At 49.8% G+C, this 20,060-nt stretch carries 15 protein-coding genes; 5 read left to right on the top strand and 10 right to left on the bottom strand.

All coding sequences use genetic code 11. From position 1 onward, the window contains the following. Positions 1-53 precede the first annotated feature (53 nt). Positions 54-941, bottom strand: coding sequence for a membrane protein (locus tag LK436_RS07445; RefSeq protein ID WP_008398976.1), 888 nt, complete (start codon positions 939-941; stop codon positions 54-56). A 354-nt stretch (positions 942-1,295) separates the two neighbouring features. Between LK436_RS07445 and LK436_RS07440 the strand changes: the two genes are divergently transcribed. The 3 genes from LK436_RS07440 (at position 1,296) to LK436_RS07430 (ending at position 6,891) form a co-directional block, all read left to right on the top strand. After that, the gene (locus LK436_RS07440; protein ID WP_008398977.1) at positions 1,296-5,567 is read left to right on the top strand and encodes a 2-hydroxyacyl-CoA dehydratase; all 4,272 of its coding nucleotides are present in this window, start codon (positions 1,296-1,298) and stop codon (positions 5,565-5,567) included. 220 nt (positions 5,568-5,787) lie between these two features. Next, positions 5,788-6,237, top strand: a complete 450-nt coding sequence (locus tag LK436_RS07435) for a GNAT family N-acetyltransferase (RefSeq protein WP_021966650.1) — start codon at positions 5,788-5,790, stop codon at positions 6,235-6,237. Between the two features lie 186 nt (positions 6,238-6,423). Beyond that, positions 6,424-6,891: a hypothetical protein gene (locus LK436_RS07430; protein ID WP_008398979.1), complete on the top strand. Its 468-nt coding sequence runs from the start codon at positions 6,424-6,426 to the stop codon at positions 6,889-6,891. A 161-nt stretch (positions 6,892-7,052) separates the two neighbouring features. On the opposite strand, the gene LK436_RS07425 is transcribed toward LK436_RS07430, so the two are convergent. The 4 genes from LK436_RS07425 to LK436_RS07410 form a co-directional block, all read right to left on the bottom strand. Further along, a complete protein-coding gene (locus tag LK436_RS07425; protein WP_008398980.1) occupies positions 7,053-8,366 on the bottom strand; it encodes a TolC family protein in 1,314 nt (437 codons plus the stop codon). Positions 8,367-8,390: 24 nt separating this feature from the next. Then, the gene (locus LK436_RS07420; protein WP_008398981.1) at positions 8,391-9,560 is read right to left on the bottom strand and encodes a TolC family protein; all 1,170 of its coding nucleotides are present in this window, start codon (positions 9,558-9,560) and stop codon (positions 8,391-8,393) included. A 157-nt stretch (positions 9,561-9,717) separates the two neighbouring features. Next, positions 9,718-12,732: an efflux RND transporter permease subunit gene (locus LK436_RS07415; RefSeq protein ID WP_008398982.1), complete on the bottom strand. Its 3,015-nt coding sequence runs from the start codon at positions 12,730-12,732 to the stop codon at positions 9,718-9,720. 15 nt (positions 12,733-12,747) lie between these two features. Further along, the gene (locus LK436_RS07410) at positions 12,748-13,989 is read right to left on the bottom strand and encodes an efflux RND transporter periplasmic adaptor subunit (RefSeq protein ID WP_008398983.1); all 1,242 of its coding nucleotides are present in this window, start codon (positions 13,987-13,989) and stop codon (positions 12,748-12,750) included. Between the two features lie 360 nt (positions 13,990-14,349). Between LK436_RS07410 and LK436_RS07405 the strand changes: the two genes are divergently transcribed. Together LK436_RS07405 and LK436_RS07400 are read left to right on the top strand one after the other, a co-directional pair. Further along, a complete protein-coding gene (locus LK436_RS07405) occupies positions 14,350-15,027 on the top strand; it encodes a response regulator transcription factor (RefSeq protein ID WP_008398985.1) in 678 nt (225 codons plus the stop codon). Then, positions 15,024-16,070, top strand: a complete 1,047-nt coding sequence (locus tag LK436_RS07400) for a HAMP domain-containing sensor histidine kinase (RefSeq protein WP_008398986.1) — start codon at positions 15,024-15,026, stop codon at positions 16,068-16,070. The genes LK436_RS07405 and LK436_RS07400 overlap by 4 nt, the downstream gene beginning before the upstream one ends. 261 nt (positions 16,071-16,331) lie before the next feature. On the opposite strand, the gene xerA is transcribed toward LK436_RS07400, so the two are convergent. The 5 genes from xerA to proC all read right to left on the bottom strand — a co-directional run bounded on the left by xerA (position 16,332) and on the right by proC (position 19,884). Then, complete coding sequence (gene xerA, locus LK436_RS07395) at positions 16,332-17,195, bottom strand: site-specific tyrosine recombinase/integron integrase (RefSeq protein ID WP_008398988.1); 864 nt, start codon at positions 17,193-17,195, stop codon at positions 16,332-16,334. 105 nt (positions 17,196-17,300) lie between these two features. Beyond that, the gene (locus LK436_RS07390; RefSeq protein ID WP_008398989.1) at positions 17,301-17,549 is read right to left on the bottom strand and encodes a hypothetical protein; all 249 of its coding nucleotides are present in this window, start codon (positions 17,547-17,549) and stop codon (positions 17,301-17,303) included. A 15-nt stretch (positions 17,550-17,564) separates the two neighbouring features. Further along, the gene (locus LK436_RS07385; protein ID WP_044931736.1) at positions 17,565-18,134 is read right to left on the bottom strand and encodes a stage II sporulation protein M; all 570 of its coding nucleotides are present in this window, start codon (positions 18,132-18,134) and stop codon (positions 17,565-17,567) included. A gap of 101 nt (positions 18,135-18,235) precedes the next feature. Then, positions 18,236-18,922, bottom strand: coding sequence for an NUDIX hydrolase (locus tag LK436_RS07380; RefSeq protein ID WP_008398991.1), 687 nt, complete (start codon positions 18,920-18,922; stop codon positions 18,236-18,238). A gap of 80 nt (positions 18,923-19,002) precedes the next feature. After that, on the bottom strand, positions 19,003-19,884 hold the full coding sequence (gene proC, locus LK436_RS07375; protein WP_008398992.1) for a pyrroline-5-carboxylate reductase: 882 nt from the start codon (positions 19,882-19,884) through the stop codon (positions 19,003-19,005). Positions 19,885-20,060: the final 176 nt, after the last annotated feature.

Here is a 20,060-nt window from a genome sequence, read left to right as displayed (position 1 = left end):
TTCCCCATGTCTGCTTCGGCAGAAAAGCCGGCGGCTCTGATACTCTCCCCGCTCTAGTCCTCCCTGCGTTTCTCCAAATCCTCCTTTGTCACATGTTTATGCGTATAAAGGTGATCCATACAGTATTCCAAGCCCCCTTCACACTTGGAACAGTAACGGAACTCCAGATTCGGATCGTCTTTTTCAGTCCTGCCGCAGACTGCACAGCGGTGATGCCCAATCTTAATTTTCTGTGCATTGGCAGCCTTCACATTGGATTTGAATTTCTGTTTTCTCCGAATCTCGGAGGGACTGATCTTCCGGTAATTTCTGGTCATAAGGAAGAATACGACAAAATTTAGCAGTGACAGGCCGATACATATTTTGGACACAAACCCGCCAAAAATAAAGTCATACAGAAATTCTGCCCCGATAAAAATACCCAGCCACGATGCCTTGATCGGAATGACAAAGTACAGGCGGAACATCAGATTTGGAAATGTCACCGCAAAGGCCAGAAACAGGGAATTATTCAGGTAATAAGTGGTCAGCGGAAATGACAGAGGCACCCCGATCAGTGCCCAGGTGGCAAAATAGAGGATAAATGCCGCTACGATATGACCCAGAATTCCCATCAGGAAATACAGGTTAAAGCGGAAGATTCCCCACACCTGCTCCAGCGTCCGGCCCAGGAAGTAGTAAAGGCTCATGGCAATCGCGCTGAGCAGCACGGAAGTCATGGGATCACTGCTCATAGAAGGCGGACAGATCAAAAAGGTGACAATTCTCCAAATCTGTCCCTGAAGAATCGCCCCCACATCTAACGACAGATACTGAAAATAAATATTGGGGTTTGCCACATAAATGATGAGTCCCATTCCGTACATTATAATAATGTAGTACATCAGGTTGGGAATGGCATATCTCCCGAATTTCTTTTCTAGTTTTCTCAAAAAATTCATATATTTTCCTGCTCTCTCTTTTCTGATCCCTCTGTTGGAATCTTTAGTTCCTTATTATAAATTTAGCCGCCCTCTTTGTCAAATAAATTGTTTTTCCTTCCATACACTTTGCGCACGCCGATCCCGCTTTTTTCTTCTCTTCGCCCTCTGCCGCCTTTCAGAAACACGCCGGGGAACGATAAAAACAGTTCTTCACATCGGAATTTTCCTCTAGTGCAAAATTAATGATTCTAACCTTTTTTTTACAGCATTTTAACGCAAATAATCAATTGTATTCTTTCTTATTCTATGTTAAAGTATAGCCGAATAAACGTGTACTACAAAGGAGGGACGGGGATTAGCCCCGGTTAATATATGAAATCCTGTAAAAGACTGGGAATCGATATCGGTTCCACTACCGTAAAAGTCGCGATTATCGACGATGACAACCGCATTCTGTTTGCCGATTACGAACGCCACTTTGCAAACATCCAGGAGACCCTGGCCCTGCTCCTTTCACGGGCAGTGGAGGTTCTCGGAGACATGGAACTCTATCCCATGATTACCGGCTCCGGCGGACTTACCCTCTCCAGTCATCTGGAAGTGCCGTTTGTCCAGGAAGTCGTTTCTGTGGCATCTGCCCTACAGGACTATGCTCCCCAGACGGACGTAGCCATTGAGCTCGGCGGAGAGGACGCGAAAATTATCTACTTTACCGGAGGCATTGATCAGAGAATGAACGGCATCTGTGCAGGAGGAACAGGCTCCTTCATCGATCAGATGGCTGCCCTTCTCCAGACTGACGCTTCCGGACTGAACGAATACGCAAAAAATTACAAGGCCATTTATCCCATCGCTGCCCGCTGCGGCGTGTTTGCGAAATCGGACATTCAGCCTCTCATCAACGAGGGCGCTACAAGGGAGGACCTTGCCGCCTCCATCTTCCAGGCCGTAGTCAACCAGACCATCAGCGGACTGGCCTGCGGAAAACCTATCCGCGGTACTGTCGCATTCTTAGGCGGACCGCTTCACTTCCTGTCCGAGCTTCGGGCAGCTTTTATCAGAACCCTAAACCTTGGACCGGACAGAATTGTTGCCCCTGATCACTCTCACCTGTTCGCAGCCGTCGGCGCTGCCATGAATTCAAAATGCGAAGTCAGCATGAATGCATCATCCATGATTGAGCGCCTCAAAAAGGGCATCAAGATGGATTTTGAGGTCAACCGTATGGAGCCTCTCTTCGAAAATGAGGCCGCCTATGAGGAATTTAAAACGCGCCACGAGAACCACTGCGTCAAAAAAGGTGACTTGTCAACTTATAAGGGAAACTGCTTCCTGGGAATCGACGCAGGATCCACCACCACCAAGGTAGCCCTCGTCGGCGAGGACGGAACTCTGCTCTACAATTTTTACAGCAGCAACAACGGAAGTCCTCTGGCCACAGCTATACGCGCCATGAAGGAGATCGATGAGAAACTCCCTGAGGGCGCCCACATCGTCTACTCCTGTTCCACCGGATACGGCGAAGCGCTTTTAAAAGCTGCCTTCATGCTGGATGAGGGGGAGGTTGAAACCATCTCCCACTACTACGCTGCAGCCTTTTTTGAACCGGATGTGGACTGTATTCTGGACATCGGCGGCCAGGATATGAAGTGTATCAAGATCAAGGACGGAACGGTCGACAGCGTTCAGCTCAATGAGGCCTGCTCCTCCGGCTGCGGTTCCTTCATCGAAACCTTTGCGAAATCTCTGAACTACAGTGTCATCGATTTTGCAAAAGAAGCCCTGTTTGCGAAAAATCCGACGGATCTGGGAACCCGCTGCACGGTATTCATGAATTCCAACGTAAAGCAGGCCCAGAAGGAGGGCGCATCTGTAGCCGACATCTCTGCAGGTCTCGCCTACTCCGTTATCAAGAACGCATTATTTAAGGTAATCAAGATCACAAACGCCTCCGATCTGGGAAAGCATGTGGTAGTTCAGGGCGGAACCTTCTACAACGACGCAGTGCTCAGAAGCTTCGAGAAAATCGCGGGCTGTGAGGCTGTCCGCCCGGATATTGCCGGAATCATGGGAGCCTTCGGAGCCGCTCTCATTGCCAGGGAGCGCTATGACGCCTCCAGGGAAACCTCCATGCTGCCGATGGAGAAAATTTTAAATCTCTCCTACAAGACCAGCATGACAAGGTGCCAGGGCTGCACCAACCACTGCGTTCTGACGATCAACCGTTTCGACGGCGGACGCCAGTTCGTAACCGGCAACCGATGCGAGCGCGGCCTCGGACATTCAAAGAAAAAGGAGGATATTCCAAACCTCTTTGATTACAAATTTCACCGGATGTTCGACTACGAGCCTCTGACTGCCGATGTGGCAAAACGGGGAACAGTCGGCATTCCAAGAGTGCTGAACCTCTATGAGAACTATCCGTTCTGGGCCGTATTTTTTAAGAAGCTGGGCTTTCGGACTGTCCTGTCTCCCCAGTCTACGAGAAAGATTTACGAGCTGGGAATCGAATCTATCCCCAGCGAGTCTGAGTGTTATCCTGCCAAACTGGCCCACGGCCATGTAGAATGGCTGATAAAACAGGGCGTCAAATACATATTTTACCCCTGTATTCCTTATGAGCGAAACGAAATGCCGGAGGCCGGAAACCATTACAACTGCCCGATGGTTACTTCCTATGCAGAAAATATCAAGAACAACGTGGAGGAGCTCCACGGAAACGAGATTCTGTTCAGAAACCCATTCATGGCCTTCACCAATGAGGAGATCCTGACAGACGCTCTCGTAAAGGAGTTTACAGAGCAGTTCCAGATTCCGGAAAAAGAGATACGCGAGGCGGCCGGTGAAGCCTGGAAGGAGCTTCTCGCATCCAGGAAAGATATGGAGAAAAAGGGAGAAGAGGTTCTCAGGTGGCTTGTGGACAATAACCGCCACGGAATTGTCCTGGCCGGACGTCCCTACCATGTAGACCCTGAGATCAACCACGGAATTCCGGAGCTTATCACCTCCTACGGCTTTGCCGTGCTGACAGAGGACTCAGTATCTCATCTGGGAAATGTGGAGCGTCCCCTCATCGTCACCGACCAGTGGATGTACCACTCCCGCCTGTACGCAGCCGCAAACTTTGTTAAAACTCAGGAAAATCTGGATCTCATCCAGCTCAATTCCTTCGGCTGCGGGCTGGATGCAGTGACAACGGATCAGGTAAACGATATTCTGACTCACTCGGGAAAAATCTATACCTGTTTAAAAATCGACGAGGTAAATAATCTGGGAGCCGCCAGAATCCGAATCAGGTCTCTGATCTCGGCGATCCGTGTCAGGGAGAGAAAGCACTATCAGCATGATGTGGTCACAAGCGCCTACAGCCGCGTTTTCTTCACCAAGGAGATGAAAAAAGACTACACCATTCTCTGTCCCCAGATGTCTCCGATTCACTTTGATCTGATCGAACCGGCAGTCAGAAGCTGCGGATACAAGCTTGAGGTACTCCAGAATTCTGACCGTACTGCCATTGACACAGGCCTTAAGTTTGTAAACAACGACGCCTGCTATCCGTCGCTGATTGTGGTGGGACAGATCATGTCTGCCCTGCTGTCCGGAAAATACGATCTGAACCGTACGGCCATCATTATGAGCCAGACAGGAGGAGGCTGCCGTGCGTCCAACTATATTGGATTTATCCGCCGTGCCTTAGAGCGGGCAGGGATGCCGCAGATACCTGTTATTTCCCTGAATGCCAACGGCATGGAGACAAACCCGGGCTTCTCTTTTACACTGCCGATGGTAATCAAGGCTCTGCAGGCTGTAGTCTACGGAGACGTGTTCATGCGGGTTCTCTACGCCACAAGGCCCTATGAGGCAAAACCCGGAAGCGCAGACGCTCTCCATGAGCAGTGGAAGGAGAGATGCATTGCTTCCCTGACAAAGAAAAAGCCGTCCATGAAGGAATTCAGCAGAAACCTTCGTGGAATCATCTCTGACTTTGACACACTCGCCCGGAGGAATGTGGTGAAGCCGAAGGTGGGAATTGTAGGCGAGATCCTGGTTAAATTCTCCCCTCTGGCAAACAATCACGTAGTGGACTTACTGGAGAGCGAGGGCGCAGAGGCCGTGATGCCGGATCTGCTTGACTTCCTCCTCTACTGCTTCTACAACTCCAACTTCAAGGCAGAAAACCTGGGAGGAAAGAAGTCCACTGCATGGCTCTGCAATGTGGGAATCCAGATGCTTGAGTATTTCCGCCGCACGGCCAGAAAAGAGCTGGAAAAGAGTACGCATTTTATTCCTCCGGCGCGAATTCACGATCTGGCTGCCATGGCAAAATCTTACGTTTCTCTGGGAAATCAGACGGGAGAGGGATGGTTCCTTACCGGAGAGATGCTGGAGCTGATACACAGCGGCACGAAGAATATTATCTGCACTCAGCCCTTTGGCTGTCTGCCCAACCATATTGTGGGAAAAGGCGTTATCAAGGAGCTGAGGGCCTCCCATCCTGAGGCGAATATTATCGCCGTGGATTACGATCCGGGAGCCAGCGAGGTAAATCAGCTGAACCGGATTAAGCTGATGCTAGCTACGGCGCAGAAGAATCTGAATGCGGAGGCGGCCGCTGAAGCTGCTGCCGCCGGGGAGAGGGCTTAAAAAGGGCTGTTGTCAGAAAAAGGAAGTTTTCCAGTTCCAGGAAAGTCACCGGAAAACTTCCTTTTTCTTCTTTGCGGCTTTCTTTTCTGGCCGGGAGAATATAGGAGAGGTGTGTTTTGAAGAGCTGCGCCTGGGAAGGAGGCTCCGGATAGAAACTGGGGACATTTCCCCCTCCCATGGCAGGCTTTTTAACAGAAATACTGAATGGAGGAATGGAACAGTGGAGCTTGTAGTAAAACGTTTCAATGAACTGACCCTTTCGGAGCTTTATGATATTTTAAAGCTCAGGGTAGATGTATTTGTGGTAGAGCAGCACTGCGCCTACGGGGAGATTGACGGGAATGATCCGGATGCTATCCATGTGTTTTTCAGGGACAGCGACGGGATTGCCGCATACCTGAGAGTCCTTAACCGGGGAGTATTCTTTCCGGAACCGGCTATCAGCCGGGTGATCTCTGCCAGAAGGAGATGCGGCATCGGAAGCAAACTTCTGCAGGAGGGAATCAAAACGGCTGTGGAAAAGTTTGGAGCGACTTCCATCCGCATTGAGGCTCAGACCTATGCCCGCCCCTTCTATGAGGCTCAGGGCTTTCGCAAGGTTTCCGACGAGTTTCTCGATGCTGGGATTTCCCATATTGAGATGCTGTGGGAAAAGCCTGACTCCTTTTAACAGACTGAAAAAGCCTCATTCAGGCTGAAAAACGGCTGCTTCTGAGGCCCTGTTTTTCGGGGCTGACAGAAACTGTGAAGATTCTATGAATAATTGTTTAACAGCCTTTTAATAAGTCATTACGATTTTTTTAATGACAAACCGCAATTCTTGTGATAAAATAAAGAAGGATTGGAGGTTCTTACAATGGGTTTCAGAAATTTTGCCTGTACGCTTGTACTGACGTTTTCATTTGCCGGCACAGCTTTTGGGGCTGATGCTGCGGCAGTTCCGCAGACACTTTCCGCTGACATGGTAACGGCTGCTTCTAATGAGGCGGTTCCTTTGACCGGTTCTAAGGTTATCACAGATGAATTTTCCTTCGAGGTTCCCGAACGGTGGGCCGGAGAATGTGTAATTATTCAGAATGATGACGGACTGGACATGTATGACAAGGAGTCCTATGAAGCTGACGGTTCAGGACTTATGTTCTCCATTGTCCGTTGCAGCGACGACAGTTATACATCACTGGAAAGCTACTCCATTCTCGGATTTTGCGGAAGCGACACCTTTATCCTGGACACATCGGAATCAGAAAACGACAATAAGAGCTTAAAAAAAGGCTTAAGAGAGCTGCAGAGCAGTTTCGTCGCCGTAGTGGGCGAAGGACAGTAACACTTTTCCTGAAACCAGTGAGATACTTTCCATCTGCTCCCAAAATTATCAACAACCCTTTCTAATTTACAAGAGAAAAGGCCGCAGGAGGCTTGATAGGTTCCCCCTGCGGTCTTTTCTTTTACTCTCCTTTTCTCTTTATTTTCTTTATTTCTGACGTTTTATATGCCTTTGATCTCCCACCTGTACGCGGAGATGGCCTGGCTGAGGGCAATGGATGCTGCCTCTCTGTCCGCTTTTTTCTCCTGGTAGGAAGCCACTCCCTGAAGGTAATCCTGTCTGGAAATCATTCCCGACTGATACTTGGTCTCAAGGGCATCCCGCTCCTTCTGGGCGCTCTGGAATGCCTGACCGGCAGCCTCATACGCCTCACGTTTTGCGATCATATCGCTGTAGAGCGCATCCATGGTGGAATTTTTTTCTCCCTTCGCCTCCTCTATCTGCTGGGTCCTGAGGCTGCTGGCCGCGCTTCCTCCCGCCTGGGATTTTCGCAGTGCCTGAATGGATTCATCTGAGGTTATGGCGGTCTTTTTATCTTCCTCCAGCTGAAAGGTATCAATGACAGACGGATCAGGCTCCGGGAGCGTTCCTATCTCCAATCCTTCTGCGTTTCGTCCAATCATGGCCGCCAGCTGCCGTTTCAGACTGTCCTCGCTGTCCCTGGCCGACTGCAGAGAAATCTGGGTGCTCAGCAGACTCTGCTCTGCTGTCAGCAGTTCCTGCTGGGTTGTCATTCCGGCTGCATACATTTTCTGTGTCTTTTCATAAGCTGCCCTGGCGCTTTCTTCCTGTTTTTCGGCGGTCTCTCTCTGGGCCCGCATCTGGTTATAGCTTGCCATAAGGGTCTGAGCTGTCTTCACCATGGTGTTGACAGACTGGTTCAGACTCTTCTGACCGCTCACTCCCGTAAGTCTGCGGATTGTCCGATTCATCTGAGCGATGGAGGTTCCAAGCTGATCTGCATTTGACTCATACTGGGCGATCAGAGCATCACTTCCGTCCTCCTCCTTCAGATCCCCGGCATTTTCTGTCATCTCCTGCTTTGCAGCCGCCAGAGACGAAAGGGCCTCCTGATAGATCTCCAGATCGGTGTCGTAGGAGCCGATGGCTGCTTTTACGGTAGGATTTCCCCTCCTTATAAGCTCCTCCAGCTCTCCGTATTCAATCTGGCTGTCCGCCAGTTCCTCCTCTGAAAAAGCAGCTTCTTCTGCCTGGGAGCCGCTTTCAGTCCCGGAGCCGGCGGACGCATCATCCCCTCCTTCTGCTGAGACTCCAGGGCCGACGGCCAAAGCTTCCTCCTCAGTCTGCCCGTCGGCTTCACCTGCCTTCCCTTCTCCCTCAGCCTGCCGCTCCAGCTGCGTCTGTGTCACCTCCAGAGATTTGGCGGCCTGAACGGGCAGTGTCCAGACCACAGACAGCAGAAGGATACTTCCAGCCAGCCATCCCCCTTTTCCTCTTCCCATCACTTTGCGCATATGGCATTTCCTCCTAATCTGCGTCTATGAAGCGCTGGCCAGACCGTTCACTGCCCATTCATAGGCAAGCTGCGCACTCAGCAGGCTGTAGGCCGCCGTCTGCTTTGCCGTTTTCGCATCCTCATAGGAATAGACCTGTTCCTGGTAGCTGTTGGCACTGATCGTGCCGGCCGCCTTTTTCCGTTCTGCTGTCTGCATCTGCTGTTCAGAAAGAGCCAGCTGGTTTACCGCCTGTTCATACTTGTTTTTGGCCAGAAGAAGACTCTGGTAGGCGCTTGTCACATTGGACTTTATGGTCTGTTCCCCGCTCTTTACCTGCTCTGTATACGTTTCTTCATTTGTACTGGATCTGGAATTCTGCAGCTTCTTTTTCAGGATTTTCAGATTGTAGTTATTCTCCAGGGCCTTGTTCAGAGCCTCTTCCAGGTTAACGGTCTGAACAGCGTCCAAATCCGGCTCCGGCAGCTCTTTAATCTCCACCTCATCTCCATAATTCCACCCCAGCATCCGGATTAGAGAGTCTCTCGTCTCATTCAGACTGCTCTGGGCGGAGGTAATGGATGACTGCGCTGTGAGAACCGCCTCACTGGCATTTAAAAGTTCCGTCTGTGTAGCAGTACCGGCAGCCACTTTGGCTGAAACTGTCTGTTCATTCTGCTTCGCCTGCTCCAGAGCGCGGTTCAGGGATTCCAGATTGGCAGTACTGCTCCAGTAGGAGATCATCAGGCTCTGGGCCTGGTTTACCAGGCTCTTCTCTGTCTTTGTATACCCCCACCTCACCGTGTCCTCATCGTCCACATTGTTGTCACCCTGCTCCACCATATTGTCCGCCTGCTGCTCACTGCTGATATAGCTGGAAAGGGCTGATGCATATCCCTCTGAGTCAGAATCCAGCTCCGGAAGGTTCCCATAGATTTCATCTGCTGAGTCGTAATATTCCTGTGCCACGTCATCCCTGTCTTTTCCCTGATAATCCTTATAATCAATGTTATTCTGCTTCACCGTACTGTTGTACTCATGGATCAGCTCGTCTATCTCTCCAAATTCCAGTGTGTCATCCCTGATAGACGCCCACTCCTCCTCCGTATAGGCAAAAGGGGGGCTATCCGCAAAAGCGCACATGGGAAAAACTGTACCTGCTAAAAGAGCCATTCCTACTGCCCAAAGCGCCGCTCTGTATCTGAATTTTCTCATAATTTATACTCCTTTTGCAGTGCCTCTGCCAGGACTGTACCGAGAAGCTTTTCCATCCTCTTTCTTCTGCCAGTTTCCGGTTCGTTCCGTCCTCTGCAGAGGCCATACCTTTTCTCACTGTTCCGTTTGTCTCATATTCAGCCGACACCGGCAAAGCCTAGTCAATATCCCAGCCGTTATATGCCTTTGGCTTTCGGTTCATCAGCGCGTAGTAGACAGGGAGCATGAAGAGGGCTACAAACAGTCCCACTGTCAGTCCTCCAATATCCACTACCGCAAGTCCCTGAGTCGTAGAACCGCTGCTTCCAATAGCCATTGCCATAGGCAGCATGCCAAGGATCGTAGTAAGGCTGGTCATCAGCATCGGGCGAAGCCTCGTAGCTCCCGCTTCAATCATGGCTGTCTCCATATCCATTTCCATCCGGTACTGGTTCACCGTATCCACATAGAGGATTCCGTTGTTTACGACCGTTCCCACCAGGATCAGAAATCCCAGGATGGAAGTCATACTCATGGTGACCCCTGTCAGCTTCAGAAAGCCAAAGGAGCCGATCAGGCTGAACGGAATCGTGGTCATAACCATAAAGGAGAACTTGGGAGACTCAAACTGCGCCGCCATTACAACGAAGAGCAGGAACACCGCCGTTGCAATCGCTGTATAGAGGGCTGAAAATTCTTCCTCCATCATCTGATCCGTGCTGCTCGTTCCCCTTTTTATAGTTCCTGTCAGATTCGGCGCAATCACCTCGCTGTCAATCTCTGCAGACACATCCTGGCCGGTGTAATCGCCGCTGATGGTTACCTGGTATTCTTTATCCTCCCTGCTGATGGATGACGGGCTGTCTTTAAAGATTACCTCTGCCACATCTGTCAGGGCAACAGAGCTTCCATCCTGTGCCGTCAGCGTAATATTTTTCATCTGATCAATGGTCCGGTACTCATCTTCCGGGTACTCAACCTTTACATCTATATCCTGCCCATCCACAGTAAGAGTCGTGGCTGTGGTGCCGCTCAGTGCATTGTTTACCGAAGAACCGATGGAAGAAGCGCTCAGACCATACTTCTCAGCCATCAGAGAATCTACCTTGATGGTGACAATGGGAGCATTGTTTTCATAGCTGGAATGGACGTTGATAATGTCGTCCCTGGCGGTGAGCTCCTCCACAATTTTGTCGCTGACTTCTTTCAGCTCGTCATACTGGGTTCCCTTAAGAATCACCTCGTAGCCGCGGCTTCTCTGCATAAAGCTCATGGAGCTTCCCGCTGTGACGTCGATGCTGAAATTTTCAATGTCTGTCATCTCCTCCTGCCACAGATCTGCCAGCTCCTGGGTTTCCATGGTTCTGTCATCCTTCAGATAGGCTGTTACGCTTCCGCTCTGGTTATTATACCGAAGCATGTAGGAATCCACGTTCTCATTGGAAGATACTATCTGCTCGATCTCCTCGAGAGCCGTGTCTGCCTTTTCATCCAGAATGCCCGGACGGGCCTCAATGTCGATGCTGATCTGTGCCGTATCGTCAGCCGTGATAAGCTCTGTCTCCATTCCTGAGGCCAGATAGACAGTGGCCACAAGCATTGCCACAGATACAGACATAACCATCGCCTTGTGTCTTAAAAGTCTTTTCATGATCCTGCGGTAGAGGTCCTGCAGTCTCTCCACCGGCCTGGACAGGACAGCCCCCTCCTTCTCTCTCGGCTTATACACAACGTAGCACAGAGGCACGACCGTCACGGCAGAGAGCAGAGATGCTATCATACAGAATACTACGGTAAAGCCCAGAGGGCCGAACATCTGTCCTGACATTCCCTGAAGGGATGCCAGCGGAATAAATACGACACAGGTTGTAGCCGTACCGCCGATGATCGACGCGAACACCACATTGGTTCCCTGAAGAGCGGACTTTGCATAACCCACAATTCCCTTATCCCAGTTTTCTTTCGTAACCCTGAAGCAGCTTTCCAGAACGACAATGGAGTTATCTACCATCATTCCAACTCCCAGGGTCAATGCGCTCATGGTGATGACATTCAGCGAAAAGCCTGCCGAGGTAATCGCGATCAGCGATAACAGGATCGAAGTAGGGATAGAACTTCCGACAATCAGGGAAGCCTTCACATCTCCAAAGAACAGGAAAATAATAATCATCGAGATTACTACCGCCAGGATCATGGTTACCGCCACATCCTTTAAGGAGTCCAGGATCGTGTCCGCAGAATCATTTACAATCTCAATAGTCAGATCAGAATCATCTGCCGTCAGAGTTTCTATGGTCTCTTTTACGGCATTGGAAACCTCCATGGCCGTGTTGCTCTGGTTTTTAGTGATGGAAATGGAGATTGTTTCCTGTCCGTCATATCGGGATATTCCTCCCTGCTCCTCCTTGGCCTCCGTAATGTTCGCAACATCCTGCAGCATAATAATCTCGCCGGATGAGGTTGTGATGGGAACAGTCTTTAAATCCTCCATCTCCTCTGTCTCCAGTGAGGTGGTGACAGACAGCTCCAGATTTCCCACCACTGTGTCTCCTGACGGAGATGACAGGTTTGCCGCCTCAATAGCCGAGGTGATCTGGGACATGGTTACCTTGTACTGGGCCATCTTTTCTGAAATCAATTCAACCTTGATATATTCCGACGAACCTCCTGTAGCCTCCACAGAGGCCACAGATGTGATTTTTTCCAGCTCAGGAACGATTTTCTGATCTACATAGTCATACAGATTGCTCTGTGTCCTGTGGCTGATGGACAGCATCATAGTGGTACTGGCATCCATACTCATTTCCATCACCGTCGGTTCCTCCGCGTCATCTGGAAGCTGCCGTTCAATGCTGTTCATCTTCTTTGTTAGATCGCTGTATGCCTCATCCATATCTGTGCCGTAGTCGTATTCCAGCATAACCATAGATGAACCGTCACTGGATGTAGAGCTGACGCTCTTCACTCCCTCCAGGGTACTGACCTCATCCTCTATGGGCTCTGTCACCAGCTCACAGATGTCCTCAGGACCCGCTCCGTCATAGCGGGTGCTTATAATCAGCATGGGAGTCTCCATCTCCGGCATCTGCTCCAGAGTGGCATTAAATACAGAAGAAATACCGAACACCAGCAGACAGAGCAGCGCCATAACGATCGTAACCGGACGTTTCAGGACAAATTTTGTAATTCCCATAATGGCCTCCTTTTCCTACCTTTCCTCTGCGTCCGCTACCGGTTCCAGGGGCAATGCGTCTGACGGGGAAAGCGGCTGTTCCCTGCCGTCTGTCTCTTTGTCCGCCGTCTCCTCTGTCTGCATATCCGCGTCTGTACCTGTGCCCTCGCTGTCATCTTTGAGCTTTACCGTACTTCCCTCATATAGCTCCGAGCTCCAGGTGCTTATCACCAGGTCATTTTCTGTGAGACCTGCCTTGATCTCTGCCAGTTCTGAATCGAAGATTCCCACCTCAACCTCTTTTTTATGTACCGTTCCGTCCTCATAGACATAGACGTTTCCTACGCCGCCGTCAAAGTAAACTGCGTCCACCGGGACCGTCATGGCATCGTGAACCTCCTCAGAAACCACATAGATTTTCACTGTGCTGCCTGTGGGGACCTCATCTGCCTGATCCATGCTGGCCTTCACCTTAAACATTCCTGTGGCTGCGTCTACCATGCCGCTCACCTCTGTGATGAATCCTCTGTATTCCGCCCCGTCCTTTTCAATCCGTATTTCATCTCCCACTGACAGATTCTTTGCCACGCGCTCTGTCACACTGAAGGACACTCTCTGCTCCCCCTCGCCGGAAATAACACAGAGCTGCGCGCTCACATTCACATTGTCAAATACCTCCACATCACAGCTCTCTACCTTGCCGGCGATAGGAGCGGTCACAGTGCTGTACTCCACCTGGTTTTCATAATTCAGCTTTGCTGATTCATACTGCAGCCTGGCTGACTTTACCTGATTCTGATACTCTTCATACTCCTGGTCGGAAATATCGCCTCCCGCATAGAGAAGCTGCATCCTGTTCAGAGTGCTCTGAGCCTGATCATAGCTGATCTTTGCAGAATCCATGGAGTTTTTAGCTGACTCTACCTGTTTTGTGTCGATGGTCAGAAGCACCTGTCCGGCTTCAACTACATCTCCGGCCTTTACCTGCACAGAAGTGACATCGCCTGACTCCTGAGCGTATACATAGACAACATCTGCCGGTTCCACGGTTCCCGTGACAGCTGTTTCCAGCTTAATATCTCCGCTTTTGGGATACTCCGCAGAAACGGTTGCCACGTTGTTCATCTGCCCCATACCCATGGCTACCGGTGAAGAAGACTTTCCTCCTCTTCCTGCCAGAAAGGCAGCGGCAGCTACTGTAAAAATAGCCGCCGGGATCACTATCTTTTTTTTCCGTTTCAGCAAATCTGCCGCTGAATACAGTTTTTCTCTATTCATGTCTGTTCTCCTTCCTTCTCGCCTGCACTTCTGAAGGCGAGCCTGAGCCCCGTATTCTCTCTCGGTGACTGTTTGCGCTAAAGTATAGCACCTCAATTTTAAATGAACTTTAACCTTATATAAACTGAATGTGAACTTACATTTAAAATTCTGTGTTCTCCTGCTATTACAAAGTCCACGCAAAACACACCGCGATATGCTGTTTCGTTTAAAGAAAATTAATAATCCTGTGGTATACTTATGGTGAAACCGGCAGACAGCCTGGTGGGAAAGCGCTGATGGGAGACAGAAACTGCCTCCACCATGTTCAGCCTGACTGCTCTGCTGCCGGCAAAATGACTGTGATAAGAGGTGAATCCAATGTTTAATATTCTTGTAGTAGAGGACGATATGAAACTGAGAAATCTTTTCTGCACTGTACTGCTGAATAACGGCTACTGTGCCATCCCTGCTGAGAGCGGGCTTGCTGCTCTGAAAATTCTCGATACTGAGTATGTGGATCTGATTATCTCCGATATTATGATGCCCGGTATGGACGGATATGAGCTGATTGAGACACTGCGGGTCAGCGGCTACACCCTGCCAATTCTGATTATTACTGCCAAAGAGCGGTTTGAAGACAAACAAAGGGGCTTTCTGGCAGGCACTGACGATTACATGGTAAAGCCCATTGATGTCAATGAGATGGTTCTTAGAATCGGCGCCCTGTTAAAGAGAGCCAGGATCTCCACAGAGCGGAAAATTATCTGCGGAAAAACGGTATTAAATTATGATGCCCTGACAGTCACTTTCAACGGAGAGGAGCTTCTGCTGCCCCAGAAGGAATTTTACCTTTTATACAAACTGATGTCCTATCCCAACAAGATCTTTACCCGCCAGCAGCTGATGGACGAAATCTGGGGCGTGGATTCCCAGTCAGATGAACGGACGGTGGACGTACATATTAACCGATTAAGAGAACGCTTTAAGGACTGCGATGATTTTCAGATTCTCACAGTCCGCGGCCTGGGATACAAGGTGGTGAAACAGGAGCCATGAAACAGATAAAACAGCATACATCTCCTCTGAAATTTTATATTATCCTGATAACCTTCATCAGCACTGCCGTGACTCCAATGCTGATTGGGTGGGTATTCCTTCTGATCAGTAACTGGAGCGGCGATTACGGCCCCAGCCCTTATTTTCCGCTCTTTACCATGCTGGTGGAAAGCCTGCTGGCCGGTATCGTTTTGACCCTCCTTGTGAACCGGCTTCTGCTGTCGCCGTTAGTGAGCTTCAGCGATGCCATCAAGAAGGTGGCAACCGGCGACTTCTCCGTGCGCGTTAAAACCGACTACTCGTTTCCGGAGCTTGGACAGCTGGCCGGACATTTCAACAAGATGGTTCAGGAGCTGGGAAGTATAGAATCCCTGCGCAATGATTTCGCAGCAAATATTTCCCATGAATTCCGGACACCTCTGGCAGCTATCGAGGGATACACCACCCTGCTCCAGGATCACTCTCTTACGGAGAAGGAACGCGATGAATATATACATATTATCATTGACAGTGTACGCCAGCTCTCCAGCCTGTCCGGGAATATTCTGGCCATGTCGCGTCTGGAAAAACAGGAGATTGTGACGAATAAGACGCGCTACTGCCTCGATGAGCAGCTGCGTCAGGCAATCCTCCTTCTGGAACCTCTCTGGGACGAGAAAAAGCTGGATCTGGACATTGATATGGAAACTGCCTGGTATTATGGAAATGCCGACATGATCATGCAGGTCTGGGTAAATCTTCTTCACAACGCCATCCAGTACACGCCAAAGAACGGAACGATCCGTGTCTATCTGAAAAATGAGGGCTCTCTGATTCGCGTTTCCATCCAGGACACCGGGATCGGAATGGATGAAGCTACCATAGCCCATATTTTTGACAAATTTTTCCGCAAGGATAAAAACAGCTCCTCCGGCAACGGCCTTGGCCTTCCCATGGTTAAGCGGATTCTGGAGCTGAGCCACGGCTCCATTACTGTGGAAAGCCGCCCGGATGAGGGTTCCTCCTTTACGGTCACCCTCCCTGTCGAAGCTCCTGCCGATTAGACGAAGCATGTCAATTTTGCAGAAACGAAAGAAGGGCTCTGATTTTGAAATGCGTCTCAGGGCAGATGTTTATTTCCGCCCCGGACTTGCCTTTTCATACAATCCGTATCTTTGCTGCAGGCAGGTTATCTTAAACAAAAAACTGTAACAATATGAGCGCCGCCGGCATAAAGCCTTCTTCAGGAAGGTATGAACCTGCCGTTCTCTCTCATATTATTACAGTTTTTCATTTTCTATATAACAGCGAAACCTGTCTCTTCGCTACTCCTTGGCTGTCTGTGAGCCATGCAGATAGGCAGCATACATCTGAGTAGTGGCCATATCCGAATGTCCCAGTATCTGCTGCACTGCCTTCATGTCTGCTCCGCTGCTGATCAGATGAGCGGCAAAGGAGTGGCGCAGCGTGTGAGGCGTGATGTCCGTCTGGATCCCCGCCTTTTCCCCGTAATATTTGATAATCTTCCAGAAGCCCTGACGGCTCATCTGTCCTCCGCTGCAGTTTACAAACAGCCAGTCTGACTCTTTCTTTTTCGTAAGCTCCGGCCTGGAATTTTTCAGGTAATCATCCAGCGCTTTTTTCGCCACGCGGCCAAAGGGGATCGTTCTCTCCCTGCCGCTGTCGCTGCAGGTAATAAAGCCGATGGTCATATTAATGTGATGCAGATTCAGGTTCATCAGCTCTGAAACCCTGATTCCTGTAGCGTAGAGAAGCTCCAGCATAGCCTTGTCCCGTATCTCCTTGGGGGTTCTGCCGCCCGGCTGGTTTAAAAGTCTCGTAACCTCCTCTACCGAGAGAATAGACGGAGCTTTCTTTTCGATTTTAGGCGCCCGGATCATCTCCGCCGGATTTCTTTTTATATATCCTTCTGTGCTTTCATAATGAAAAAACGCCTTGATCGATGCCAGCATCCGCGAGATAGTTGCGGCAGCCTTCCCCTCCCTCTCCAGAAAAAGAATGTAGGAATCCAGGCTGGTCTTTGTAACTTTTCCAGCCTCTGCCACTCCCCTGTCCGCCATATAGGATGCGAACTGCAGCAAATCACGCCTGTACGAGAGAATCGTATTCTGGGACATTTTTTTTACGTCCCGCAGATATCCTACAAACTTCTCCACCTCATCAAACATACTTTATCCCCTAATCGTTCCGTACTCTTTTGTCAATCCATACCTTTTTTGAAGCTGATAACAGAAACTGAAAAAAACAGAACGGCTTACCTCACCTCTTCCTTTTCAGTCCAAAGGCATGGCTGTGTGCCCCTTTCCATTTTGCTCCTGCCTCAGTCTTTCCTCATAAAACAAGGCAAAAATCCACTGGTATCTACCATTATATATACATTTTTTGATAAAATCAAACACATTTTTCCCACTTTCGACACCTCCTCCTGCTGATTTACATAAAAAATACAAGATATTGTCCTGCTGCATTTTAACAGGGCAATATCTTGAGAAAAAATTTTTTTCTGTTCTCGCAAATTCCATAAAAACCAGCCTTGTTCAGCCTGAAAGAGCTGCTACAACACTTCCTGCCAGTTCCATCCACACAGGATTCAGAAGGGTTTCCGTCAGAGCTCCTGCTGCCGTAAACGCCATCAGAATCAAGAAGGCGGCTCCGTGGGTACGCTTCTCTGTGCTGCTCCCCCACCGGAAAAGAACCAGGAGAACGGGAATATAAAACAGCCATTGTGGAAACAGCGACAGGATAAACAGAGGGAGAGCCAGAAAACCTGCCTGCATAGTCAGGGCGGAAAGTACGGCTGCCATGGAGAAGCCCAGGACTGCCGCCCCGAGACACAGCCCAGCCGTTCCAAACGATGTCATTCCTGCCAGCCACAGGACTGCTGCCTGAATGCATCTCTGAAACATAACTGGAACAGCCTGGGCAGGCTCCGGCTTCACTGAGTATCCTGACTGATGCAGCCATGCCTGCCCAAGAACCCCCATTTCCTCCTGTGTCTGACCGGGAAGCCCGTTCATCCACACACTTCCCGCCAGCGAGGCCGCTGCAAAGCAGAAAAAAAACAGCATAACCGGATGAAAGCGGATCATATCTGAAACACGTCTCATGTGTTAAACCCATTTCCTTTTTTTCATCCTATGCCGTTTTTTTCCGGTCTATGCAGTTTCCGTTTTTTCCTGTCTTCCTTCTTCCGGCACCGCTGGCGCCGCTATTTTCTCTCAGGTCCTCTGCCTCTGTACTTTACTGCGTAGGCCAGGATAGATGCCACTGTTTTTCCATCTGTCATCTTTCCTGCAGCGATCAATTCCAGAAGATCCTCCAGCTCCCATTCCTCCACCTGAATGTTTTCGTCCGGATCCAGATGCTGGCGGGAGGGAATCAGGTTTCTCGCCACAAACACGTCGATGGCCTCATCGCAGAAAGCGATGGTAGTGTTGATGCTCAGAAGATATTCCAGATGGTCTGTCCTGAATCCCGTTTCCTCCTCCAGTTCTCTGTACGCGCAGTCAATTTTCGGCTCCTCCGGATAGTCCAGAGCTCCCGCGGGAATCTCCAGCGTATAGCGGTCAAGGGCGTTTCTGTACTGGCGCACCATCAGAAGCTTCCCCTCCTCCGTTACAGCTACCACGGCAGCGGCTCCATTGTGATGGATATAATCCCATTTTGCCTCGTGGCCATTTACCTGAACCGTATCCTGATACACCTTCAGGATAGTTCCCTGGTATTTTAATTCCCTGTCTATCCGCCTTACGGGAATCTCTTCCTCCTTTGTCTTCTGATCCATCATGTCCATCTCTTCCTCTCCTTCCATTCCCTCATATCTTTTCTGCGGCAGGCTGCAGCCCGGACGATCCCTCGCCGCTTCGCAGAAGCCCGCTTCTTTAGGGCTCTGCACCTGCCTTTTCCTATCTCTTTTTATCTCTTTTTTATCTTAATCTCTCTTTTCCTGTCTCTTTTTATCTTGTATCTCTTTTCTTATCTCATATCAGTGCATTTCTTAAAGCAGGCATCAGCCGCCTTAATTACGGCATTCCTGAATCCGCATTCTTCAAGGGCTGACACAGCTGCAATCGTAGTTCCTCCCGGTGAGCATACCATATCCTTTAATTTTCCTGGATGTTCACCTGTCTCGAGAACCATTTCTGCGCTTCCCATAACCGTGCGGGCGGCCATGCGGTACGCAGTATCCCGGGGGAGTCCGTACTTGACAGCGCTGTCTGCCAGAGCCTCAATAAACATATAGACATAGGCAGGAGAGCTTCCGCTCACACAGACAACTGCGTTCATCAGCCGTTCCTCCACCAGTTCCATGGAACCGAAGGACTCAAAAAACTGACGGATGGTATCCCTTTCCTCCTCAGAAAAACGCTCTGCCTCATAGCACACCCCTGTCACCCCCATTCCAACAAGAGCAGGAGTGTTCGGCATAGCTCTGACAATTCTTCGATCCTGTCCCAGCTTTTCCTTTAAATCCTGGATCGTGACGGAGGGAGCGATTGAGATAATAATTTTTTCCTTTGTCACCGTATCTTTTATATCTGAGAGAACAGCATCATAATACTGGGGCTTAACGGCTAAAACCACATAATCAGCCATAGAGGCGCAGGCTGCATTGTCCGCAGCGCAGGCAACGCCTGTCTCCTCCGATATTTTCTCTGCACGTTTCCGATCCGCATCGGTAAGAAGCAGTACTTCCCTGTCAAATACCTGTAAAAGTCCCTTTAAAATGGCATATCCCATATTTCCCATTCCAATAAAGCCAATCCTTTTCATTTCCATTTCCTCCAATCGCTGTTTCTTTTTTCTGTCTTTCCATCCCCCTGTCTGATACAGGAGGTTTTGATCAGCTGTTTTCATTTTACCTCATATTCGTGCCCTGTCAAGAATATGAACACATGAACTGGTTTTTCCCTGTACCCTTGCAGCCGCCCCTCTGAAAAGAAAAAGAGAGGGAACCGCGCTTTCCGGCATCTGCCGAATGAAAGCACGCTTCCCTCTCTCAGAATTAACTGCTCAGAACTCAATTTGCCTTT

This window comes from Clostridium sp. M62/1, assembly GCF_020736365.1.
Lineage (GTDB): Bacteria > Bacillota > Clostridia > Lachnospirales > Lachnospiraceae > Otoolea > Otoolea saccharolyticum_A.
The sequence above is the reverse complement of the archived record's forward strand: the minus strand, read 5'-3'. Positions and strand labels throughout refer to the sequence as shown.